The following is a 23,465-nucleotide window of genomic DNA, read 5'->3' as shown; positions in this document are numbered from 1 at the left end:
TTGAGGTGGGAATTGTTATGAGAAAACCAATTATTGCAGGGAACTGGAAAATGAATAAAACACATAGTGAAGCAGTTTCTTTTATGGAAGAAATTAAAGGGAATACTCCCGCTAAAAGCGAAGTAGAAACAGTAGTTTGTGCTCCTGCTTTATTTTTAAAAGAAATGAACGACAAAGCAGAAGGCAGTGACGTAGAAGTTGGTGCTCAAACAATGCACTTTGAAGAAAACGGGGCGTTTACCGGAGAAATCAGTCCAGCTGCTCTTGCAGACTTGGGCATCAAGTACTCTATTATCGGTCACTCTGAACGTCGGGAAATGTTCAATGAAACAGACGAGACAGTCAATCAAAAGCTTCATGCTGCGTTTACTCATGGCATCACGCCAATTATGTGCTGCGGCGAAACCTTAGAAGAAAGAGAAAGCAACAAAACAGAGCAAGTCGTTCGTACGCAGGTTGAAAAAGGATTTCAAGGTTTAAGTTTTGAGCAGGCTAAGCAAGTGGTTGTGGCTTATGAGCCAATTTGGGCGATTGGAACGGGTAAGTCTTCTTCGGCAGAAGACGCAAACGAAACATGCGGTACGGTACGTAAAGTGTTAGCAGAACTGTATGATGAAGAAACAGCTGAAGCGGTTCGTATTCAATACGGCGGCAGTGTGAAGCCTGAAAATATTGATGGATACATGTCGCAAGAACATATTGACGGTGCGCTTGTCGGCGGAGCGAGCTTAAAGCCGGATGCTTTTCTGCAGCTAGCGGAGGCTGGGAAAAATGAGTAAATCGCCTGTCGCGTTAATTATTCTGGACGGCTACGCACTTCGAGACGAACAAAAGGGAAATGCCGTTACACAAGCTAACACCCCCAATTTCGACCGTTATTGGGAAAAATATCCCCATACAACGCTGCAAGCATGCGGAGAAGCGGTCGGGCTTCCAGAAGGCCAAATGGGAAATTCAGAAGTAGGCCATTTAAACATTGGTGCCGGCCGCGTCGTCTATCAAAGTTTGACGCGCATTAATAAAGGAATTGAAGAAGGAACCTTCCGAGAAAATAAAGCACTTGCCGGGGCGTGCGAACACGCAAAGGAAAATGACAGCAACCTGCATATTTATGGACTTCTTTCCGATGGAGGCGTACACAGTCATATTAAGCATTTATTTGCACTGCTTGATTTAGCGAAAGAAAAAGGAATCGAGAAAGTGTATGTGCATGCCTTTTTAGATGGAAGAGATGTAGGGCCTACTACTGCAAAAACGTACATTGAAGATTTGGAAAATAAAATGAACGAAAGCGGTACAGGTCGTCTGGCTACTTTACATGGTCGTTATTATTCTATGGATCGCGACCGCCGCTGGGAACGGTTAGAAAAATCATACCGGGCGATGGTCTATGGAGAAGGCCCCTCATTTAACAGTCCAGAAGAAGCGATTGAGCATTCGTATAACGAAGAAGTATGGGATGAGTTTTTAATTCCAGCTGTATTAAAAGACGAAGAGGGCGAACCGGTTGCGACAATTAAAGATAATGATGCAGTCGTATTCTTTAATTTCCGTCCGGATCGTGCCATCCAGCTTTCTGAAGTTTTTACTAATAAAGAATTCAACGGTTTTAAAGTGGGAGATCGTTTCCCTGAAAACCTTCATTACGTGACAATGACAGCGTACAGTGATACGGTGCAGGCGGAAGTTGCTTACCCGCCGCAGAATTTAGCAAACACAATGGGAGAGAGCGTTTCTAAAGCTGGCCTTAAACAGCTGCGAATAGCAGAAACTGAAAAATATCCCCATGTGACGTTTTTCTTCAGCGGCGGACAGGAACACGAATTTGAAGGAGAACAACGGATTTTGATTGATTCTCCAAAAGTAGCTACCTATGATTTACAGCCTGAAATGAGTGCTTACGAAGTAACCGATGCACTGGTCAAAGAAATTGAGGCAGAAAATCATGATTTTATCGTTTTAAATTTTGCTAATCCTGATATGGTGGGTCACTCCGGAAAACTCGACGCAACGATTCAAGCGGTTGAAGCAGTCGATACATGTTTAGGGAAAGTGGTGGACACTCTCCATGTAAAAGGCGGACATGCCATTATTACAGCCGATCACGGTAATGCAGACGAGGTCGTTACAGTTGAGGATGAACCGATGACGGCACATACGACTAATCCGGTTCCCGTTATCGTGACAAAAGAAGGAGCAGCTCTCCGCGAAGGCGGCATTCTTGCTGATCTTTCGCCAACAGCGGTGGATCTTCTTCAAATTAAAAAACCAGCTGAAATGACAGGAAAAACATTAATTAAATAGAAAAGGAGCTTATTACCTATGAGTATGATTACAGATATTTATGCACGTGAAGTCCTGGATTCTCGCGGTAATCCAACAGTAGAAGTAGAAGTATTTACAGAAACAGGAGCTTTCGGACGCGCTCTCGTTCCAAGTGGTGCTTCCACTGGTGAATACGAAGCAGTTGAACTTCGTGATGGCGGCGATCGTTTTATGGGGAAAGGTGTTTTGAAGGCTGTTGATCACATTAATGAAGATATTGCTCCAGAAGTAGTTGGAATGGATGTAACAGATCAAACAGGAATTGATGAGCTGCTTCTTGACCTTGATGGCACAGATAATAAAGAAAAGCTAGGCGCTAATGCAATTTTAGGTGTTTCCATGGCAGCAGCCCACGCAGCAGCAAATGATCTTGGTGTACCGCTTTATGAATACTTAGGCGGTTTCAATGCAAAAACGCTTCCTGTTCCAATGATGAACATTTTAAACGGTGGAGAGCATGCAGATAACAATGTAGACATTCAAGAATTTATGATTATGCCGGTAGGAGCAGAAGACTTCCCGCAAGCTATCCGCATTGGTGCAGAAATATTCCATAACCTTAAAAAGGTATTGAAAGACAAAGGTTACAACACTGCAGTAGGCGATGAAGGCGGTTTTGCTCCAAACCTTGGCTCCAATGAAGAAGCACTCCAAACCATCGTGGAAGCTATTGAAAAAGCAGGATACAAGCCTGGAGAAGAAGTACAGCTCGCTATGGACGCCGCTTCTTCTGAAGTATATGAAGACGGTAAATACAACCTTAAAGGCGAAGGGGTTGTAAAAACAGCTGACGAAATGATTGATTTCTATAAAGACCTTTGTGAAAAATACCCAATTATTTCTATTGAAGACGGTTTAGATGAAAACGATTGGGACGGCTGGAAGAAGCTGACCGAAACAATTGGTGATAAAGTTCAGCTCGTAGGGGATGACCTTTTTGTTACAAACACCAACAAACTTTCTCAAGGGATTGAACAAGGCGTTGGAAATTCCATTCTCGTCAAAGTAAACCAGATCGGTACGTTGACAGAAACTTTTGATGCGATTGAAATGGCAAAACGAGCTGGCTACACAGCAGTTATTTCTCACCGCTCTGGCGAGACGGAAGATGCAACCATTGCAGACATTGCTGTAGCAGTTAACGCCGGGCAGATTAAAACAGGTGCACCATCGCGTACAGACCGCGTAGCAAAGTATAATCAGCTTATCCGTATAGCTGATGAACTTGGCAGTACTTCTGTATATCCAGGTAAACAAGCTTTTTACAATGTGAACAAATAACAACAAAACTTCGGCTTATTGCCGAATGAGTCAACACAACAAAAAAAGCCCGCAGCGTTCTCTATAAGAAGAGTACGCTGCGGATTTTTACGATGGAGGCTGTGAATGCTACAGCCCTTTAAAAAAGCTGGAATTGGATATGCATATCTTTTTCTATTCCATTACTAAAGTGCCTTTCTTTTCATATTGCCAATTTGTATGGGGTGTGTTAGATTTACAATATGTGAAACGGTCGTGGAGGTGTAATGTTTGGAAACCTTGCTGTATGTCTTGTTAATTATTGTCTCGGTAGCTTTAATTACTGTCGTGTTATTACAATCCGGGCGCAGTGCTGGATTGTCTGGTGCTATTTCCGGCGGAGCCGAGCAATTAATGGGGAAACAAAAAGCACGCGGTGTCGAGGCCTTTCTTAGCCGAGCAACCGTCGTACTTGCTGTCATCTTTTTTGTTCTTACGTTATTACTTGCTTACTTTTTATAAATGCAGCGGGAGAGATTCCTGCTGTGTTTTTTATTTTTCAGAGGTGAAAACTATTGCCATATTATTTGGCCCGTGTCTAGCTTCAGCTCCGAGCCGCTCGGGCGACACGATAAAGAGGATCTTTTGTTAAAACCCACGGAGGAGGAAACCTCGAGTTGTGGGAACCAATGGAGAGTGTTGTGGAGCCTGCGAAGCGAGAAACCCCGAGTCATCAGTATCCAAGGGAAGATGTTGCCCAGTCAAATGAGTTGATGGTAAGGTATTAGTTCCAACTAATGGAGTCTAATTTTGCTAAAAGAAAATTGACATTGTCTTTGTGAAAAAGGTATAGTAGGTATAACAATATGAGGAACGATGTTCCTTAATTAGGAACATGAGAAAAAGGGGGGAGGACGATTTCTAATTATAAAACCATTCAATCGGTAGAGCGGACGTTACAGTGTATTGAACTTTTAAAAAACAGAAAGCAAGGTCTTGGTGTTTCAGAACTTTCCAGACAGCTCGAAGTGGCCAAAAGCACCGTTCACCGCATACTATCGACACTTATGCAAGAAGGATATGTGAAGCAGGATCCAATAACGGGGGTGTATACATTAGGCCTTAAATTTATAGACGTAGGACAGCATGTGTTAGATTCACTTGACATTCGCCAGGTGGCCTCCCCTTTTTTACAAGAACTTGTCGATAGTACAGGTGAAACAGCTCATCTTGTTCTATTTGAACAAGATCACGTTGCTTATATTGACAAAGTGGAAAGCCCGAAAACGATACGGATGTATTCTAGTATCGGAAAAGTTGCTCCTCTTCATTGCACCGGGGTTGGAAAAGCAATCCTAGCATTTTTACCCGAGGAAGAAACAGAAACATTATTAGCTAGCATGAACTTAACTACATATACCGAACACACTGTTAATTCGGTCGGTAAGTTGAAAGAGCAATTAAAGACAATCAAGCAGCAAGGCTACTCTATCGACGATGAAGAACATGAAAAGGGAATTCGCTGTGCAGCGGCACCTATTTTTGATCATAACGGCAGACCGGTAGCAGGCATCAGTATGTCCGGGCCAGAAATGAGACTTTCAGATGAAAAATTGAAAGATTACGCTGAATTGGTTGTCAAAGCTGGAAAAGACATTTCGAGTTTCCTTGGATATCATCATAATTAAAATGGAGGGAAGGCGTGTGAGTACCAAACGTTTAGATGTCGTCACATTTGGTGAAACGATGGTTTTGATGAACCCTGATCAAGCTCTGCCCCTTGATTATGCGACATCGTTTCAAAAACAGATTGGTGGAGCGGAATCAAATTTTTCTGTTGCGTTAAGCCGTCTCGGTCATCGATGCGGATGGATTAGTCAACTGGGCGATGACCCATTTGGTTATTATATACAGCGTACCGTTAGAGGAGAAGGCGTTGATACTACCGGCGTTTCTTTCACAGATGCAGCTCCTACGGGACTATTTTTCAAAGAAAGACGCTATGGTGATAAAATGAATGTGTATTATTATCGCCATCATTCTGCAGCAAGCTATATGTCAAAAGACAATTTGGATGAAGACTACCTAACATCTGCCAGATACTTATTTTTCTCAGGAATCACACCAGCAATAAGTAAATCATGCAAGGAGTTAACTTTTGAAGCGGTCAGAATCGCTAAAAAAAATCAAATGCCTATTATTTTTGATACGAATATTCGTAAAAAGCTCTGGAATAGTGAAGAAGAGATGCGCGATGTGCTAAATAAACTCGCAGCAGATGCCGATTATATTCTTCCAGGTCAAGAAGAAGGTAAAGCTTTAATCGGAACCGATGATCCAGAAAAAATAGCCGCATTTTATTTGGAGCAAAATCCTAATGCTGTTGTGATTGTAAAGCTTGGCGAAAAGGGCTGTTATTATGCAGCAAAAGAAGAAAACGGGTTCGTGAAAGGGTACAAAGCAGAAAAGGTAGTCGATCCTGTTGGAGCAGGTGATGGCTTTGCTGCAGGTTTTGTAAGCGGACTCGTCAAAGGGATCTCCCTACTGGAATCTCTAAAAATCGCCAATCTTGTCGGGGCCATTACTGTTCAAGCTGGCGGGGATGTAGAAGGGTATCCACGCGAAAAAGAATTACAAGGTATGCTTCAAGCATTTGAAAACCCTAATCAAGAGGAGGTTAACCGATAATGAGAAACACGATAGAATCTTTGCAAAACTCTCCGGTGATCGCTGTGATCCGCCGTCCGCCACAGGATAAAATGCTTGATATCGCTGAAGCCTTGCTGGCAGGTGGCGTCAAACATATGGAAATTACGATGGAAAAGCCAGAATCTGCTGATTTAATTCAGCAAGTCAAAGAGGAATTCGGTGATCGAGCTTTAGTAGGGGCCGGAACCGTGCTGGATGAACCATCTGCTGTTCGTGCGATTCATACAGGAGCAGACTTTATATTTTCTCCGAATTTGAATTGTGATGTAGTAAGAGCAGCCAAACGTTATGGTGTGACTTCGATACCCGGAGTCATGACGCCGACAGAAGTAGTTTCTGCGTATGAAGCCGGCGCCGATGTTGTGAAAATCTTTCCTGCTGCCACGCTCGGACCTGGTTATTTAAAAGAATTAAAAGGACCGCTCCCGCACATACCAATGATCCCGACCGGCGGAGTAAATGCGAGCAACATCCAGGAATTTATTGATAACGGTGCAGTAGCTGTTGGCGTGGGCGGCTCTTTAATGGACAAGCAAGCAATAGAAGAAGGAAATTTGGAGAAGCTGACCCAAAATGCAAAGACCCTTTTCTCTGGATTGAGATAAGAAAAGTAACGGTTATGATATGAAAAAAAGCACAGTATTCTTAAAAGGAGTACTGTGTTTTTCTGTGACGTCAGGAAGTATAGAATTTTTGACGGTTGACCTTATAAGAAAAAGCTAAGACTTCCACCATAAGGACTAAGCGGTAAGCCAAGTTTTTCTAACTTTAATAAGCAATAAGCTAAAAGAACCCCTGTTATATAAAGGTTTTAAGTATTTTTTTATTTAATTTTGAAAAATACTTGTCAACATACTTGTATTCTTTTATACTAGTATACAAGTAAAGCGAGAAGTTTTGGAGGCGCATACATGAATATTAGTACATTAACAAATAAAAATAATAAATCTATTCGAACAGAAGTGTACGCAAAACTCAGACAAGAAATTACGGGGTTGAAATTTGAACCTGGCAGGGCTATTAGTGAAAATGAAATATCAAAACTGTTACAAGTCAGTCGAACACCTGTTAGAGAAGCTTTTTTGAGGCTTTCCCAAGAAGATTTAATTACTGTTTATCCTCAAAAAACATCAACCGTTTCATTAATCGACCTCGATCATTTAGAAGAAACCAGGTTTATGCGGGAACACTTAGAGGTTGCGGTAACAAAATTAGCCTGTGAATTGTTTTCTGATGCAGAAATTGAAAAACTGAATAACACGATAAAACTTCAAAAGGAATGTATTGAAGAAAACAGAATGAAAGACTTTTACGGATTAGATGATCAATTTCATTCTATTATTTTTAAAGAATGTAATAAGTCAAGAACCTGGAATATTGTTCAAAATATGATGAGTATCAATTTCAGCAGAGTCCGCTTGCTTAGTTTATCTGAAAAACTAAACACAGATACAATTATTTCTCAACACGAAGAAATCGTACAAGCTATAAAAGAACGTGACGTGGTACAAGCAGAAAAAGTAGTTAGAAAGCATTTGAGCTTAGTAACGATAGATTACAAAGAACTCATAAAAAAGTTTCCCAGTTACTTTAAATAAATTTGTAAGCGGTTTAGAGTTGGCCGCTTAAATAACCAATAAATGAATGTCATTCGACTTAAAATGTAAACGCTTTTTGTAATCGGTTACTACTGAAGTAGCTTAAACTTCTGGAAAGGGGTATTTGATGGCGCAAGTGGTTGTACAAGCAGAAGAGTTGAAAGAACTCGTAATTCATAAACTAACCGCTGCAAACCTTCAAGAAGACCACGCAAAAGTGGTGGCTGATGTTTTAGTTCATGCAGATTTGCGTGGTGTTCATTCTCATGGAGTTTTAAGAACAGAGCATTACATTAAACGATTAAGTGAAGGGGGGATAAAGCCTAATAATTCTTTTAAGGTTGAATCAAAGGGTAGAGCCGGGGCGCTGTTTGACGGTGATCATGGTATGGGACATGTTATTACAAAAGAAGCGATGGACCATGCAATTTCTCTTTCTAAGGAAAATGGAATTGGAATGGTGGGTATCATTAACAGCAGCCATTGCGGAGCCCTTTCGTATTTTGCAGAACATGCAGCAAATCAAAATACGGTGAGTATGATTGTTACCCAAACAGATCGAGCAGTTGTTCCATTCGGCGGCGCTGAATCTTATTTTGGTACTAATCCATTGGCTTATGGATTTCCTGCAAAGAAACATCGCCCCATTATATTGGACATGGCTACAAGTAATGTAGCCCTTGGTAAAGTTCTTCATGCCAGGGAGAAAGGCCAATCCATACCAGAAAATTGGGGAGTAGACCAAGAAGGAGTTCCTGTTACAGACCCTTCGCAAGTAAAAAGTCTTTTGCCTGTTGGAGGACCAAAAGGATATGGTCTCGCTCTTATGGTTGATGTGTTATCAGGTGTCCTGACGGGGTCAGCTTTTGGGCCATCTATTACTACAATGTATGGAGATTACAATAAATACCGCAAGCTCGGGCATATGATCATCACTATTGATCCAGGTTTGTTTATTAATACAGACGAGTTTTTAACCGGCATAGATAGCATGATAGATGAGCTGCACGAGTTAGAACCAGCTAAGAATTTTAATAAGGTTCTTGTTCCAGGAGAGCCTGAACAATTAAAAGAAGAAGAATACTTGAAAAATGGAATACCCGTTGAACAAAGTATTTTTAATTTTTTAAATCAATAAAATATAAACCACTTATTTATGACACAACATCGGTAGTAACGGCTTTAAGACTGGTCGTTAATACAATAAATAATAAAAAGGGGGATGTTGACCAATGAAAAAGATTCTTTGGTTTGCATTGTTAGCTATGTTTTTAATGGTTATGAGTGCATGTGGAGAAGATACTTCAGAGGAAGAAACAGATCAATCAGCTGAAGGATCAAATGAGGATGCAGAAAGTGATTCAGGTGAGCAAATAACTTGGAAACTAGGTCACTTATCAAATGAGGAACATTCTTGGCATCAAACGGCGGTGAAATTTGCCGAATTAGTAGATGAAAAAACAGACGGTCAGTTGCAAATTGAAATCTATCCTAATGAGCAGCTCGGTAGTGAAACAGATGTTATCGACAGTATTCAAGCAGGTACTGCAGATATGACGATGACAGGTGAGTCCATGGCAAACTGGGCTCCTGAAACCGCTATGATGGGTATTCCTTATGGTATTACAAGTGAAGACCATCTACAAACAGTAGTTGAAGGAGAAATTGGTGAAGAAATTGAGGGCATTGTAAAAAATGATGTAGGACTTACTCCTTTGTATTATCATGTCAGAGCACCACGGAACTTAACTTCTAATGAACCAATTAACTCTCCGGAAGATTTGAATGGGTTCAAAATGCGAGTACCAAACGTTCCAATCTTTATGGATGCATGGTCAGAAGCTGGTGCAAGCCCGCAAACTATGGCATTCAGTGAGGTATTTACAGGGCTGCAGCAAGGAGTAATTGACGGCCAGGAAAACCCTGTCGACCTTATTCATAGTGCTGGATTTTATGAGGTACAAGAATATGTGAATGAAACCGAACACGTTTATGGCTGGGTATATGTTGTTGTCGGTAATGAGCAATTCAATGCTTTAGATGAAGATATGCAGGATGCGGTAATGGAAGCAGCAGAAGAAGTACAAAGCTACGCACAAGAGCTTTATGAAGAAGACACTGAGGAATATACGCAATTGTTGAAAGATGAAGGCATGACATTTAATGATGAAGTTGATCAAGAAGCATTTGCAGAAGCTATGAGACCTGCAATTGAGGAAAACTTATCAGAAGAACAGCTTGATCTATATGAAAGAATTGTAGAAGCTGGAGAATGATTTTAGCTGTACAGGTTGGGAGGGAAAGGTGGGAATACGCGCACTTTCCCTTCCCCCTCTGTTTATATCCATTGCAGATTTTTCAGGATGCCCCCCTGGAAAGATCAGGGAGAAGTGGTTCTTGAAAATTTGATCTTTTACTACAGGGACACCGTGAAAAATCCGTAATTGAATCAATGTCTTACCTTTGACACGGAAAGATTTCTAATAGGAAAACATGACAAATCAAGAGGGGAATAGGTATGCTGATTTTTAATCTCTTAACTAAACTTAATAAAGTGTTCACATTGCTTTTTTTCACAGCCTTGATTGTTGTTGTGCTTCTGCAAATTACGTCAAGATTCACACCCATTTCATTTATGTGGACAGAAGAACTGTCAAGGTTTTTATTTATTTTTGCCATTGCTTTTGGTGCGCCGGTGGCAATGGAAAGACGAGAATTTGTGCGAGTTGATATATTCGTTAATCTTCTGCCTTCCAAAGTGAAAAAATATTATGATGGTGCCGTTTACCTTTTGTTAGGAGCGTTTAGTATATTCTTAATCTATTATGCTTATGAGTTTGCTCTAATTGGAAACATGAAAACTTCCGCAACATTGGCTGTACAGATGTCTTATATATATGGAGTTATGATCATTAGTTTTGCGTTTATAGGGATTTACAGCTTGTTGAATGTATATAAGCTGATGACTGGTAGGGAGACAGAGGAAGGAGGGGTGGAGCAATGATGGCTTTCATGCTATTTATTTCATTTATTGTGTTCATATTTTTAGGTGTGCCAATTGCTTTTAGCTTAGGGCTTTCATCGTTAATTTATATTCTTATAATGGATATTCCGTTAAATATAATGGTTCAAAAAATGTTTGAAGGTATCAACTCATTTGTTCTCTTATGTATCCCGGGATTTATTTTGGCTGGAAATCTGATGAATGCAGGCGGGATTACGAGCCGTATTATCGACTTTACGAATAAAATTGTTGGTCATATTCGTGGAGGTTTAGGGCTGGCCAACGTCGGTTCTTCGATGGGGTTTGCTGGTATTTCCGGTACGGCTCTGGCGGATACAGCGAGTATCGGGTCGGTCATGATTCCAGCGATGAAAAGAGAAGGCTATGATGGTCCATTTGCTGTTGCCGTTACTTCTTCTTCGTCTACGGTCGGTCCAATCATACCGCCTTCATTACCGATGATTATTGTTGGTACGTTAGCAACTGTATCGATTGGTGATTTATTTTTAGCAGGGGCCGTTCCAGGCATTTTATTAGGGCTGAGCTTAATGCTTCTCACCTATATCATATCTGTCATAAAAGGCTATCCTAAAGGAGAACGGCAAAAATTATCTGTCATTATAAAAGCATTTCCTGGAGCCTTTTGGGCACTAATGATGACCGTTGTTATTTTAGTGGGGATATTAAGCGGCATTTTTACTCCGACAGAAGCTGCGATTATTGCAGTGGTTTATGCTCTAATAGTAGGATTGTTCATTTACCGGGATTTGAAAATAACGCTCATTCCTAAAATTATGGTGGATTCAATGGTCAGCACCGCAGGAATAATGCTGCTTGTAGGATTTGCAAACTTATATGGCTGGATCCTTGTAAGTGAACAAATTCCACAGTTAGTTGCTGACACGATTCTTTCTATTTCAGGAAATGCAATCGTTGTTATACTGCTGTTGAACTTGCTGTTGTTATTTATTGGAACATTCATGGAAACCATTGCAGCTTTAGTCATTTTATTCCCTGTATTGCTGCCTGTCGCCACGCAGATAGGAATGGATCCCATTCAGTTTGGGGTCATGATGGTCCTTAACCTTATGATTGGTCTTTCCACACCACCTGTAGGGGTATGTTTATTTGTTGCTTCCAATATAGGGAGAGTATCTTTGGTTCGAGCGTCTATTGCCCTTTTGCCATTTTTAGCTGTAAGTTTAATCGTTTTGTTATTGGTCAGCTTTATACCTGAGATTACCCTGTTTTTACCTAATTTATTAGACTCATAGGAGTGATGATATGAAAGCGATCCAAGTACTCGAACCTGGTCAATTACACATTACCGAGACCAATGAGCCAAAAAAACCTGAAGGTAAAGAAGTCAGAGTGAAAGTAAAAAGAATGGGGATCTGCGGATCAGATATGCATATTCTTCATGGCGAGAACCCATTTGCTACGTATCCTCGTATTATTGGCCATGAAGTAGCGGGCGAAGTCGAAGAAATAGGAAGTGATGTTTCTTCCGTTGCTGCGGGAGATAAAGTAGTTTTGGAACCAATCGCTTACTGTGGTGAATGTTATGCTTGCCGGAATAGAAGACCTAACGTGTGTGAAAGTATTAAAGTCTATGGTGTTCACCTTGATGGCGGCAGCCAGGAATATATAAATGTACCTGAAGAAGCTCTTCATCGGGTGAATCCGGATCTGGACTGGTCGGAAATTGTGTTAATAGAGCCATTTACCATAGGTGCGCAAGCCATATACCGAGGACAAGTACAAAAAGATGATATCGTTTTTATCATTGGAGCAGGTCCAATTGGTTTATGCTGCTTAAAAATGGCGAAAGAAGCAGGCGCCAAGGTCATTATTTCTGATTTTAATAAGGAACGTTTGCAGTTTGCTGAAAAATGGGGAGCGGATGTACGGATTCACCCAGGAGAACAAGATGTTGAGCAAACCATTCAAGATTGGACGAATGGAATGGGAGCCAATGTGGTCCTTGATGCAGTCGGAACGCCGCAAACGTTTGAACAATCTGTAAAAATAGCGTCCACTGCTGGCTGCGTTGTTTTACTTGGGTTCGATGGAACACCTTCTTCCATTCCACAAGTAGAAATTACTAAAAAAGAGCTGACGGTTTGTGGTTCTAGACTGCAAACGTATCGCTTTCCTGTTGTTATTGATCTTTTTAACACCAAGAGCTTCGATGTTAAAGAGCTTGTTAGCCATGAATTTGAATTAAAAGATGCAGAAAAGGCTTTTCAATTAATGGAGGATCATCCAGAAAAAGTGAGAAAAGTTGTTATAAAAATATAGTTTACACTGGGGTGAACACTATGCAAATGGTTTTTAGATGGTATGGGGAAAACAATGATAGTGTATCATTGAACCATATTAACCAAATTCCAGGAGTTTCCGGCGTTGTTTGGGCATTTCACCATAAACAGCCTGGAGAAAAATGGGGACTATCAGAGATTCTGAAAGAAAAGGAGCATATAGAATCAAAAGGACTAAATATTGATGTTGTTGAAAGTGTGAACATTCACGAAGATATTAAGCTAGGGTTACCAACTAGAGATCAATATATAGATAATTATAAGGAAACTATTCGTAATCTGGCAGAAGCAGGAGTGAAAGTGATTTGCTACAACTTCATGCCTGTGTTTGACTGGATCAGAACCGACTTAAGAAAAGAAATGGAAGATGGTTCTACTGCTTTATTTTATGAAAACGATAAGATAAACAATATAACACCAGAAGAACTCATTAGAAAAGTTACGGAAAACCCAGAATTTACAATGCCCGGTTGGGAGCCAGAGAGGCTGGAGCACATTCAATCATTAATTAATCAATATAAAGGTGTGACAGCGGAAGATTTACGTGAAAATTTACGTTACTTCCTAGAACGAGTAATACCTGTATGTAAGGAATGCGATGTTCGTATGGCCATTCACCCGGACGATCCACCTTGGTCTGTTTTTAACCTGCCAAGAATCGTTTCTACTCAAGATGATCTTCAAAAGCTGGTTTCGTTGGTGGACAGTGAATGTAATGGATTGACGCTTTGCAGCGGTGCGCTCGGAGCCCATCCTGATAATGATATTCCTAAGATGATTTATGATTTTAAAGATAGAATTCATTTTGCGCATGTTCGAAATGTAAGGCGTTATGACAATGGAGACTTTATTGAAACCTCTCATCGTGCAGAGGATGGGTCCGTTGATATTGTAAAAGTGATACAAGCTTATCACGATATTGGTTATAAAGGCTATATCCGCCCGGACCACGGCCGGCACCTTTGGGGTGAAGAATGTCGTCCAGGATATGGGTTGTATGACAGAGCACTTGGTATTATGTATATGCACGGAATTTGGGATACTATGGAGAAAGGCGGTTCTTAAATGTTTCCATTTCATTCTAACTTAAAAGGGAAAGTTGCCATTGTTACTGGCGGAGGCGGAGTTTTGTGCGGTGATATGGCGAAAGAGCTAGCAAGACAAGGAGTGAAAGTCGCGGTACTCAGCAGAAAGCTTGAAAATGCTCAAAAAGTAACAGATGAAATTGAAAAAGACGGAGGCGAAGCGTTAGCTGTTTCTTGTGATGTGTTGGATAAAGAAAGCATTAAAGAGGCAGAAGCGTATGTACGAAAACATTACGAATCCTATGATATATTAATTAATGGAGCTGGAGGCAATCACCCTGACGCAGCGACAACAGAGGAGTATTTCCTTAAAGAACATCTTGAAAATGATGATGTAAAAACATTTTTTGACTTAACAGAAGAAGGATTGAAGCATGTTTTCCATTTAAACTATATTGGTGCCGTTCTTTCTACTCAAGTATTTATGAAAGGAATGCTGAATAAAGACAGTGCTTCGGTAATTAATATTTCTTCGATGAGTGCACCAAGCCCGATGACGAAAGTATTGTCGTACAGTTCAGCCAAAGCGGGAATTGATAACTTCACCCAATGGCTTGCTGTTCATATGGCAAAGGAAAATATTCGATGCAATGCGATTGCGCCCGGTTTCTTTTTGACATCACAAAATCATAATTTGCTATTAAATGAAGATGGTTCGTTGACAGAACGTTCTAACAAGATTATAAGCCACACACCAATGGAACGATTTGGGAAACCAGAAGATCTATTAGGAACATTACTATGGCTTGTAGATGATAACATGTCCGGGTTTGTTAATGGTGTTACGATTCCAGTAGACGGTGGATTTATGGCTTATTCTGGTGTGTGATATTAAATTTTCACATACAAAATCCATTATAATCAACTCCCTTGCCAAAATGGCAGGGAGTTTTAATTTTGACGAGATTTTCTTTTCTTATTAAAAGCAAATCCAAAGGTGTTTTGATATGATTATTTTTGGGCTTCTTTTCAAGCATTTAGGGTATATTGGTAAAGAATATAAAAACACTGACACAAAAAGGCAGTGAAAAAAGAGGCAGAGGAGACCTATGATTGGTTGTCTATGTTTACACGGTTTTACAGGATCACCCTGGGAGTTAGAGCCATTGGCAGATCGGCTAAGGCAAGAGTATAAGTGGCTGGTGTATACTCCGGTGCTGCCAGGCCATGATCAACATGAAAATTTAAAGGAAGCTTCTTATAAAACGTGGATATATAAAGCTGATCTTGCAGCAAGCGAATTATTTGTCCATTGTGAAAAAGTCTTTGTCATTGGTTTTTCAATGGGTGGAATGCTCGCCAGTTACATAGCTGCACGTTACCCTGTATCAAGGGTAGTATTATTAAGTGCTGCTGCTCAATACATTGGAGCTGGACAGCTCGTGAAAGATATGGGTGTGATGCTTGAAACAGGCGTGAAAGGAGAAATGAAAAAGCATCCATGGTATCCGATTTTTAATGACAAAATTCACACACCGATCCAGGCAGTGGTAGAATTCCGAAAAGCCGTTAAAGCAGTGACCCCGTTTTTAAAAGACATCAAAGTGCCTGTGTTTATTGGCCAAGGAGTACAGGATGGTTTAGTGCCTAGAAGAAGCGCCGAATTTTTACATGAAAAAATCGAGACACCCTTGAAACAGCTTCATTTTTATGAACAATCCAAACATTTTCTCTGCCATGGAGAAAACAGCGCGCAAGTAATTGAAGACGTGGAGACATTTTTACTTTCTGCATCACCTGCACAGCAAGTAGTATGGAAAAGTGCTGATTGAAAATAATAATAAATGGATAGGAAGAGAGAGAAAGGGGAAAGTGTATCATGAAAATTGTACCGCCAAAACCATTTACATTTGAGGGAGGAAAACGTGCGGTATTGTTATTGCATGCATTTACCGGCTCATCCGCGGATGTACGCATGTTAGGGCGCTATTTACAAAAAAGAGGATATACGTGTCATGCCCCTATTTATCAAGGTCATGGCGTTCCTCCGGAAGAATTGATGGAAACAGAGCATTTTGACTGGTGGCAGGATGTCGAACGAGCCTGGCAAAAACTAAAAAATGACGGCTATGAAGAAATCGCCGTTGCTGGTTTGTCTTTAGGTGGTTTAATGACGTTAAAAGTCGCTTACACTTATCAAGTAAAGGGGATTGTTCCTATGTGCGCCCCTATGATCACATCAGACAACAAAGAACGTTTGTATAAGGGAGTCTTACAATACGCAAAAGAGTATAAGCAGCTTGAAAAAAAAGATGATGAACAAATAGAAAAAGAGATGGAAGTATTTAGACAGCTCCCGCTGGATACACTCACGTCTGTTAATGATTTGATCGAAGAGGTGCGTGACTCGCTCGACATGATTTATGCCCCTGCGTTTGTTGTCCAAGCAGAGCAGGATGACATGGTGCAGCCAAAAAGCGCTGAAATTATTCATGAGGAAATTTCTTCTGATAAGAAAGAATTAAAATGGTATGAAGAATCTGGTCATGTTATTACGATGGATAAAGAAAGAGAACAGCTTCAAGAAGATATCTACCAGTTTTTAGAACAGCTTGATTGGGAAACAGATAAGTAAGATTTAGTATATATAGCAGTGAAAGGAGATGAAAAAGTTGGACCAAGAAAAAAGGCAGCAATTATTGCAGTATATGAAAGAAGAAGCAGTAAAACCTATGTCTGTTAGTGAGATACAAGAAGAAATGGACATGAATGGTTCAGAAGAAACAAAAGCATTAATGAAGGTCCTTAATGAGTTGGAGGAAGAGGGAGACATTGTCCGCACGCGCAGCAACCGTTACGGGATTCCGGAAAAAATGAATTTATTAAAAGGGAAGGTGCAAAGCCACCAGCGCGGTTTTGCTTTTATACTGCCCGAAAATAAAGACGAAGACGATGTATTCGTTCCAGCTGGTGATTTAAATGGAGCAATGAATCGAGACACAGTTCTTGTCCGTGTTCACCGAAAGTCATCAGGGTCCAAACCAGAAGGAGCCATCGTCCGCATCTTAGAACGGGGCACTTCGAAAATTGTTGGTACCTATGTAGATAATCGTTCTTACGGTTTTGTTGAAGTCGATGATAAACATATTACCAATGACATTTTTATTCCGCAGGATGCAGAAAATGGTGCCGTCGACGGCCATAAAGTGGTCGTGGAAATCACCAAGTATCCAGAAGGGCGTTTTAGTGCAGAAGGAAAAGTGGTCAATATCCTCGGACACAAAAATGACCCTGGTGTTGATATTTTATCCATTATTCATAAACACGGACTTCCAGGCGATTTTCCTGAAGAAGCCATCAATCATGCTCACAGTGTGCCAGATCAAATTAATCCCGAAGAAATCGCTAACCGCCGGGACTTGCGTGAAGAAACCATTGTAACCATTGACGGGGCCGATGCTAAGGACCTTGACGACGCGGTCCAAGTGAAAAAACTCGATAATGGCAATTATCTTCTCGGTGTTCATATCGCCGATGTCAGCTATTATGTGGAAGAAGGTTCACCGATTGATGAAGAAGCGTTTGAACGAGGCACCAGTGTATATTTAGTGGATAGAGTTATTCCAATGATTCCTCACCGTCTTTCAAATGGGATTTGCAGCTTGAATCCTAAGGTCGATCGTTTAACCCTTTCTTGTGAAATGGAAATTAACGAAAAAGGGGAAGTCGTGAACCACGATATATTCCAAAGCGTCATTCGAACGAATGAACGAATGACGTATACGGATGTACGACTGATTTTAGAAGAAAACGATGAAGAAACACGAGAAAAATACAAAGAACTCGTTCCATTTTTTGAGCTGATGGAAGAGCTTGCAGCTATCTTAAGAAAGAAACGCTTCAGCCGTGGAGCCATTGATTTTGACTTTAAAGAAGCCAGCGTAAAAGTGGATGAAGATGGTAATCCGATCGACATTGTACTGCTTGATCGTTCGGTAGCGGAGCGGCTTATTGAAGAATTTATGCTTGCAGCAAATGAAACAGTTGCCGAGCATTTTCACTGGATGAAAGTTCCATTTGTGTACAGAATTCACGAAGATCCGGATTCTGAAAAGCTGGAACGGTTTTTAGAATTTGTTACGAACTTCGGGTATGTGGTGAAAGGAAGCGCCAATACCGTTCATCCAAGCGCTCTGCAAAAAGTGCTCGATGAAGTAAAAGGCGAGCCGGAAGAAGCAGTTATTAATACGGTATTGCTTCGCTCCATGCAGCAAGCAAAATATGACCCGGAAAACGTCGGTCACTTTGGTCTTGCTTCTGAGTTTTATACTCATTTTACGTCCCCCATTCGGCGCTATCCCGATTTAATCGTCCACCGATTGATTCGAGAGTATTTAGTTAAGAAAAATATGGATGGAAAAACACAGTCTGAATGGAAAGAAAAGCTTCCAGACATTACCCGGCACGCCTCAGAAATGGAGCGCCGCGCGGTAGATGCAGAACGTGAAGTAGATGATTTGAAGAAAGCACAGTATATGGAAGACAAGGTCGGAGAAGAATTCACCGGATTTATAAGCGGAGCAGCCAATTTTGGTTTATTCGTAGAACTCGAAAATACGATTGAAGGCATGGTGCACATTAGTTATCTCACCGATGATTATTACCATTTCGATGAAAAACAGTATGCATTAATCGGGGAGCGAACAGCTAATATTTTCAGAATCGGTGATGAAGTAGAGGTCCGTGTAATCAACGTGAACGTAGAAGAGCATGATATCGACTTTGAAATTGTCGGCATGAAAGGCTCTAAAAAACGTACCCGAAAAGACCGTCCTAAAGTAATCGAAGGCGGAAAACGCTCCAATGGTAAAAAAGGAAGTAAACAGAGTGAAAATGGACCAAAAGCGAAAAAAGGCCGGCAAAAAGGAAAAAATAAAAATCGCAAGAATAAGCCCTTTTATGAAAATGTCTCTAAGAAAAAAAGCAAGAAAAAATAGTAATATGGGGAGAGCGGCTGCTTATATGAATGACAAGGAAGCAAGCAGTCCTCTCCTCGAGACAGTCGCTGTGTATTGACGCTGTTTCACTTCTTTTGCTACTATAAGAGGATGATAGCGACTTTTCACAGAGCACAGAGAGAATTCTCTGTCATCTGTCATAGGAAGAAAGGTGTTCGGGAGATGGCAGTAAAAACGGAAGGAAGAGTTCTAGCACAAAACAAAAAAGCCCGCCACGATTATTTTATCGAGGAAACGCATGAAGCGGGAATCGTACTAAAAGGGACCGAAATCAAGGCAATCCGTGCCGGACGAGTTAATATAAAGGATAGTTTTGCAAGAATAGAACATGGGGAATTGTTTTTGCATAATGCGCATATAAGCCACTATGAGCAAGGCAATCAGTTTAACCATGATCCTTTGCGCACACGAAAACTACTGCTTCACCGCCGCGAGATCAATAAATTGATCGGGAAAAGCCAGCAAGCCGGCTACTCGATTGTACCGCTCAAAGTGTACATTAAAAATGGTGTAGCGAAAGTGCTGATCGGGCTTGCTAAAGGTAAAAAGAAATATGACAAGCGTGAAGCACTGAAACAAAAAGATGCAAAACGCGATATGGAGCGCGCGATCCGGCGTGAAATGAAAGGCGAATAAAAAATGTTTGCATAGGGAAGAGAATGTGTTATAATAAAATGTCCAAAGGGAAAAAAGAATATTTCTCTTCCTATTCCAAATGGGGACGACACGGCTTCGACAGGGATAGGTCGAGCTTAAGTAGCGAGTCGAGCTAGGCAGTCTCGTAAAAGGCCTGCGCCAATAATAACTGGCAAATCTAACGAAAACCTCGCAGTAGCTGCGTAAGTAGTTACCTGCGGATCCCGCTCTCCATCGCCCATGTGGAGTGACCGGGGTCTCACTAATCAGTGGGCTACGCTGTCCGGCCGCCGTCTGAGGCCGGCAGAAGAGACCAATCAGACTAGCCTTGCAGCGGCCCGTCACTAGGCCAATGCAACGGCGAATCATAATATAGTGACTACACTCGTAGAAGCTTAAGTGGCGATGTCTCTGGACGTGGGTTCGATTCCCACCGTCTCCACCATACATAATCTGGATATTGAATATACGTCAAAATGTGACTTTAAGATAAGATTAATAAATAGTAATTTTCATTAAAAGTGCAAACAATAATTTTACGAGCTAAACGCATTGGTTTTCACAACTAAGAACCAATGCGTTTTTTCGGCTCAATTATATATGTTTAGGTTTAATAATATTTGTTCTAAATCAAATATTGGGGGTGGGGAGCTATTAGCTCCTGCCGCTTTATCCTACTTGAATGAGTTGTACTTTCATCTGATGATGTAATAATACACGCTTTCTTAATCGATCATATCGTTACATTGCGTTTGATCACAATAGGGTCATTGGTATATCCAAAGGTAAAGCTATTCATCCATTTCAGTCTGCCAGGTCTTCAAGGTTTCAATCGCTTTTATAAATTCTTTGATCCCCGACTCTTCCACCAACTGATAAAAGTCATAGAGTCCTTGCTTCACTCTTCCCATCTTTTGATCCATCACCTTTTGGCCTCTACAAACCAGGATCAAAAGGCTTCTTTGAGCTGAAAACAGCAGACTTAAACGCATAGCTCATATCCATGACGACGCTTTCCACGTTGGTGCCTCTTTTCTGTAGATAGTTTTTCACCGTTTTGACTGAACGGTCTCGAAGAATATCTAGTGTGGTTCTTCGGTCTTTCCATTGGCAATGATGACTTGATATTTCCCCTTATTCGTGTCCCCCTTTATATCAATGGCGATCACTTCGGGTAATTCTTTTACTTTTTTGGGCATAGGAGTAGAAATAGAATCCAACTCGAAGAAGTATGAAACTGTCGAGCTGTATCTTTGAAATTTTTTCCATCAATAACACGAAGCCCAATCGCTTGATTCCACTCCACCGAATGCCGCTGATAACGCTCTACAACACGACTTGATTCGGGAAATTGTTTACCACAAGAACAAACATAACGACGCTTTCGATAAAAACAAATAAGTGGTTGGTTCGAACATCTTAAGATGTTGGATTTTTTGGATACGATAATCAAATCGACTGATCGATGAATTCTGATAATTCATCCAAGATTACGGAGAAGGAAACGTGACTGCAAAAGTACTTCAAAAGTGATTCTTGGGTCTTCCCTCTTCAATGTTTCGTTAGCACACTTAAACCAGTCCAATATCAAAAAGGTTACTCGTTATTTGCTTTAATGATTTTATGTCATCATAAATCCTTCCACAGTACTAAGTAAAAAAACTCTAGAATAAAATATATAGACATTTATTCTCATGGAAGTGATAATAATATGAACAGTTATATTGCTAAAGACAGTGATACATTAAGAAGTATCGCTAAAAAACTGCGTTTAGATCTAGACCTACTTATGGCTGCCAATCCTCAAATTTTAAATCCCGATCATGACATTACCGGACAAAAAGTAAAATTAAGGCCACCGATAAATATTCCTATCTGTAAACCCTTGGCCCCGTCAACTGATCAAAAACACTGGATTCCCTTAACGTCTTTAGAAAAAATGGCGAAAAACGAATATGACGTGATTATAGTAGGGACCGGAGCAGGAGGGCCAGCCACTTTGTGGAGACTGTGTGAACAGTGGAAAAGGGAAGAAAAGCGAATAGGTATAATTGAAAGAGGAGATCTACTGACATCCACTCATGCACTTAATGTTCCAACGATGAATGCAACAAGAAAAACTGATTTATACAAAAACATAGGATACTCGCTTGGAAAGTACTTTACCCATTTTCCAGGGGCAACGGAAGTTTTTGCTCTAGGAGGAAGAACTTTGTTCTGGTCGGGCAATTCTCCTCGTTTACATCCTATCGACATGGCAAAGGGCCCTGTCACTTACAAAGAATTACTCCCATATTACAATATTGCTGAACGAGTTATGAACGTTACGAAAGAGTATACGAAAGATTCAATGATTACTACAAAGATGCTCGAAATCCTGAGAAGCAGTGGTTTCCCTGATGCAATGGAAATGCCGATGGCTGTCGATCTTTCAGGAACAAAATTTGGCCAGGTTCATTCTGACGCGTTTTTTAGTGCGATTTCGTTTCTTGCGATGGCCTTAAATCAAAGGCCATTTGACTTAGCTGTTAGAGCACGCGCCGTCGAAATCTATAGGGAAAATGAAAGAGCAACAGGTATTCGAGTGATGTCTCCTGAAAAAAAATCTTATGTTATAAAAGCAAAGAATATTGTCCTATCGGCTAGTACATGGGAAACTCCTCGTCTTCTTTTGAATTCTGGTATTAAAGAAAGATCTATCGGTCATTATTTAATGAATCATTCAAAAGTTGTAGCAACACCAAAAGTTAACAGAGATGATTTTCCAGAGATGCTAGGAACACTCGCTACTCTTATCCCCCGCAAGAAAAAGCGTCCCTATCAAATAACTGTTTACGGCCCTGAACTTGAAAGGTATATGTGGTATTCGGCTTATGAAGAGAAACCTGTATTAAAAGATTTTAAAATTGGCATTGAAGCCTTAGGTATTGTAGAACCTCGTTTTGAAAACCATATTTCTCTCGATCCAAATAGAGTGGATGCATATGGGGTACCAGAAATAAAAGTTCATTTTTCCTATAGTGAAAAGGATATGGAGATTATAATAAAAATGATGAACGGGGTAAATCACGTGATATCCGGTATAGGAGAATCAATGACTATAAAAAATGAAAAATCTGACCTATGTTTATGGGTACCCGGAGACGATTACCATGAAATGGGGACTTGCCGTATGGGGAATGATCCTTTAACATCTGTAACCAACCGTTATGGTCAAATACATAGAATACCTAATTTATATGTGGCAGACAATAGTGTTTTACCATTTAGCGGAGCCGCTAATCCTACATTAACAACAATTTCATTAGCCATTCGTACGGCAGATTATATAATTAATCAATTAAGATAATGGTCTAGATCTATTCTAATATTTAACATGGTATCGGATAACCTCTAGTTTTTAGAAACAAAAAGATATGTATGGTATATAAGGAAAGTAACGTTGCCAAATATGTTTTTCCTGTTCCGAGACCTCCATATGAAAATCAAGTTTTCTTTACGTGCACAGAAAAAGTCTTTCTTCCTTGATGAGAAGGCTTTTTCTAATGGACTTTTCGGATCGGGTATTCAGTACTCTTTCGAAAGAGTTG

General features: G+C 40.5%; 20 protein-coding genes, 1 other RNA gene and 1 pseudogene. 21 read left to right on the top strand and 1 reads right to left on the bottom strand.

Annotated elements, in window-relative coordinates; all coding sequences use genetic code 11:
* Nucleotides 1-17 precede the first annotated feature (17 nt).
* The 20 genes from tpiA to ssrA all read left to right on the top strand — a co-directional run bounded on the left by tpiA (nt 18) and on the right by ssrA (nt 20,320).
* Nucleotides 18-779 (top strand): triose-phosphate isomerase, encoded by a 762-nt coding sequence (tpiA, locus tag CEF16_RS11750; RefSeq protein ID WP_091581107.1) that lies wholly within the window; start codon nt 18-20, stop codon nt 777-779.
* Nucleotides 772-2,304, top strand: coding sequence for a 2,3-bisphosphoglycerate-independent phosphoglycerate mutase (gene gpmI, locus CEF16_RS11745; protein ID WP_091581109.1), 1,533 nt, complete (start codon nt 772-774; stop codon nt 2,302-2,304). Before tpiA ends, gpmI begins: the two co-directional genes overlap by 8 nt.
* Nucleotides 2,305-2,322: 18 nt before the next feature.
* On the top strand, nt 2,323-3,606 hold the full coding sequence (eno, locus tag CEF16_RS11740; protein ID WP_091581112.1) for a phosphopyruvate hydratase: 1,284 nt from the start codon (nt 2,323-2,325) through the stop codon (nt 3,604-3,606).
* 249 nt (nt 3,607-3,855) lie between these two features.
* A complete protein-coding gene (gene secG, locus CEF16_RS11735; RefSeq protein ID WP_091581114.1) occupies nt 3,856-4,086 on the top strand; it encodes a preprotein translocase subunit SecG in 231 nt (76 codons plus the stop codon).
* 395 nt (nt 4,087-4,481) lie between these two features.
* The gene (locus tag CEF16_RS11730) at nt 4,482-5,252 is read left to right on the top strand and encodes an IclR family transcriptional regulator (RefSeq protein ID WP_342750499.1); all 771 of its coding nucleotides are present in this window, start codon (nt 4,482-4,484) and stop codon (nt 5,250-5,252) included.
* A 16-nt stretch (nt 5,253-5,268) separates the two neighbouring features.
* Nucleotides 5,269-6,252 (top strand): sugar kinase, encoded by a 984-nt coding sequence (locus CEF16_RS11725; RefSeq protein ID WP_245917846.1) that lies wholly within the window; start codon nt 5,269-5,271, stop codon nt 6,250-6,252.
* Nucleotides 6,252-6,878 (top strand): bifunctional 4-hydroxy-2-oxoglutarate aldolase/2-dehydro-3-deoxy-phosphogluconate aldolase, encoded by a 627-nt coding sequence (locus CEF16_RS11720; protein WP_091581122.1) that lies wholly within the window; start codon nt 6,252-6,254, stop codon nt 6,876-6,878. The genes CEF16_RS11725 and CEF16_RS11720 overlap by 1 nt, the downstream gene beginning before the upstream one ends.
* Nucleotides 6,879-7,184: 306 nt before the next feature.
* Complete coding sequence (locus CEF16_RS11715; RefSeq protein WP_091581124.1) at nt 7,185-7,871, top strand: GntR family transcriptional regulator; 687 nt, start codon at nt 7,185-7,187, stop codon at nt 7,869-7,871.
* A gap of 127 nt (nt 7,872-7,998) precedes the next feature.
* Nucleotides 7,999-9,009 (top strand): ureidoglycolate dehydrogenase, encoded by a 1,011-nt coding sequence (allD, locus tag CEF16_RS11710; RefSeq protein WP_091581127.1) that lies wholly within the window; start codon nt 7,999-8,001, stop codon nt 9,007-9,009.
* 94 nt (nt 9,010-9,103) lie between these two features.
* Complete coding sequence (locus CEF16_RS11705) at nt 9,104-10,147, top strand: TRAP transporter substrate-binding protein (protein ID WP_091581130.1); 1,044 nt, start codon at nt 9,104-9,106, stop codon at nt 10,145-10,147.
* A 242-nt stretch (nt 10,148-10,389) separates the two neighbouring features.
* The gene (locus CEF16_RS11700; protein WP_091581132.1) at nt 10,390-10,875 is read left to right on the top strand and encodes a TRAP transporter small permease; all 486 of its coding nucleotides are present in this window, start codon (nt 10,390-10,392) and stop codon (nt 10,873-10,875) included.
* Nucleotides 10,872-12,149 (top strand): TRAP transporter large permease, encoded by a 1,278-nt coding sequence (locus tag CEF16_RS11695; RefSeq protein ID WP_091581135.1) that lies wholly within the window; start codon nt 10,872-10,874, stop codon nt 12,147-12,149. The genes CEF16_RS11700 and CEF16_RS11695 overlap by 4 nt, the downstream gene beginning before the upstream one ends.
* Before the next feature lie 10 nt (nt 12,150-12,159).
* Nucleotides 12,160-13,176 (top strand): zinc-binding alcohol dehydrogenase family protein, encoded by a 1,017-nt coding sequence (locus CEF16_RS11690; RefSeq protein WP_091581139.1) that lies wholly within the window; start codon nt 12,160-12,162, stop codon nt 13,174-13,176.
* Between the two features lie 20 nt (nt 13,177-13,196).
* Nucleotides 13,197-14,261, top strand: a complete 1,065-nt coding sequence (gene uxuA, locus CEF16_RS11685) for a mannonate dehydratase (protein WP_091581142.1) — start codon at nt 13,197-13,199, stop codon at nt 14,259-14,261.
* Nucleotides 14,262-15,110: an SDR family oxidoreductase gene (locus tag CEF16_RS11680; RefSeq protein WP_091581144.1), complete on the top strand. Its 849-nt coding sequence runs from the start codon at nt 14,262-14,264 to the stop codon at nt 15,108-15,110.
* Nucleotides 15,111-15,330: 220 nt separating this feature from the next.
* Nucleotides 15,331-16,053 (top strand): alpha/beta hydrolase, encoded by a 723-nt coding sequence (locus CEF16_RS11675; protein WP_091581147.1) that lies wholly within the window; start codon nt 15,331-15,333, stop codon nt 16,051-16,053.
* Nucleotides 16,054-16,100: 47 nt separating this feature from the next.
* Nucleotides 16,101-16,856, top strand: a complete 756-nt coding sequence (locus CEF16_RS11670) for an alpha/beta hydrolase (RefSeq protein WP_091581149.1) — start codon at nt 16,101-16,103, stop codon at nt 16,854-16,856.
* Between the two features lie 28 nt (nt 16,857-16,884).
* Complete coding sequence (gene rnr / locus CEF16_RS11665) at nt 16,885-19,218, top strand: ribonuclease R (protein ID WP_091581152.1); 2,334 nt, start codon at nt 16,885-16,887, stop codon at nt 19,216-19,218.
* Between the two features lie 183 nt (nt 19,219-19,401).
* Nucleotides 19,402-19,875, top strand: a complete 474-nt coding sequence (gene smpB / locus CEF16_RS11660) for an SsrA-binding protein SmpB (protein WP_091581153.1) — start codon at nt 19,402-19,404, stop codon at nt 19,873-19,875.
* 81 nt (nt 19,876-19,956) lie between these two features.
* Nucleotides 19,957-20,320, top strand: a transfer-messenger RNA (tmRNA) gene (gene ssrA, locus CEF16_RS11655).
* A gap of 224 nt (nt 20,321-20,544) precedes the next feature.
* Here the strand turns inward: ssrA and CEF16_RS23775 are convergent.
* Nucleotides 20,545-21,326: pseudogene (locus CEF16_RS23775) on the bottom strand (transposase); the annotation flags it as partial.
* A 260-nt stretch (nt 21,327-21,586) separates the two neighbouring features.
* Here CEF16_RS23775 and CEF16_RS11645 point away from each other — a divergent pair.
* On the top strand, nt 21,587-23,224 hold the full coding sequence (locus CEF16_RS11645; RefSeq protein ID WP_245917844.1) for a GMC oxidoreductase: 1,638 nt from the start codon (nt 21,587-21,589) through the stop codon (nt 23,222-23,224).
* Nucleotides 23,225-23,465: the final 241 nt, after the last annotated feature.

The organism is Alteribacillus bidgolensis, assembly GCF_002886255.1.
GTDB classification, from domain to species: domain Bacteria; phylum Bacillota; class Bacilli; order Bacillales; family Marinococcaceae; genus Alteribacillus; species Alteribacillus bidgolensis.
The sequence above is the reverse complement of the archived record's forward strand: the minus strand, read 5'-3'. Positions and strand labels throughout refer to the sequence as shown.

Coding starts and splice junctions, on each gene's coding strand:
- CEF16_RS11705 (WP_091581130.1), top strand. CDS start 9,104: ATGAAAAAGATTCTTTGGTTTGCATTGTTAGCTATGTTTTTAATGGTT.
- CEF16_RS11680 (WP_091581144.1), top strand. CDS start 14,262: ATGTTTCCATTTCATTCTAACTTAAAAGGGAAAGTTGCCATTGTTACT.
- rnr (WP_091581152.1), top strand. CDS start 16,885: ATGAAAAAGTTGGACCAAGAAAAAAGGCAGCAATTATTGCAGTATATG.
- tpiA (WP_091581107.1), top strand. CDS start 18: ATGAGAAAACCAATTATTGCAGGGAACTGGAAAATGAATAAAACACAT.
- smpB (WP_091581153.1), top strand. CDS start 19,402: ATGGCAGTAAAAACGGAAGGAAGAGTTCTAGCACAAAACAAAAAAGCC.
- CEF16_RS11720 (WP_091581122.1), top strand. CDS start 6,252: ATGAGAAACACGATAGAATCTTTGCAAAACTCTCCGGTGATCGCTGTG.
- CEF16_RS11670 (WP_091581149.1), top strand. CDS start 16,101: ATGAAAATTGTACCGCCAAAACCATTTACATTTGAGGGAGGAAAACGT.
- eno (WP_091581112.1), top strand. CDS start 2,323: ATGAGTATGATTACAGATATTTATGCACGTGAAGTCCTGGATTCTCGC.
- CEF16_RS11695 (WP_091581135.1), top strand. CDS start 10,872: ATGATGGCTTTCATGCTATTTATTTCATTTATTGTGTTCATATTTTTA.
- CEF16_RS11675 (WP_091581147.1), top strand. CDS start 15,331: ATGATTGGTTGTCTATGTTTACACGGTTTTACAGGATCACCCTGGGAG.
- allD (WP_091581127.1), top strand. CDS start 7,999: ATGGCGCAAGTGGTTGTACAAGCAGAAGAGTTGAAAGAACTCGTAATT.
- gpmI (WP_091581109.1), top strand. CDS start 772: ATGAGTAAATCGCCTGTCGCGTTAATTATTCTGGACGGCTACGCACTT.
- CEF16_RS11715 (WP_091581124.1), top strand. CDS start 7,185: ATGAATATTAGTACATTAACAAATAAAAATAATAAATCTATTCGAACA.
- CEF16_RS11690 (WP_091581139.1), top strand. CDS start 12,160: ATGAAAGCGATCCAAGTACTCGAACCTGGTCAATTACACATTACCGAG.
- CEF16_RS11645 (WP_245917844.1), top strand. CDS start 21,587: ATGAACAGTTATATTGCTAAAGACAGTGATACATTAAGAAGTATCGCT.
- CEF16_RS11700 (WP_091581132.1), top strand. CDS start 10,390: ATGCTGATTTTTAATCTCTTAACTAAACTTAATAAAGTGTTCACATTG.
- uxuA (WP_091581142.1), top strand. CDS start 13,197: ATGCAAATGGTTTTTAGATGGTATGGGGAAAACAATGATAGTGTATCA.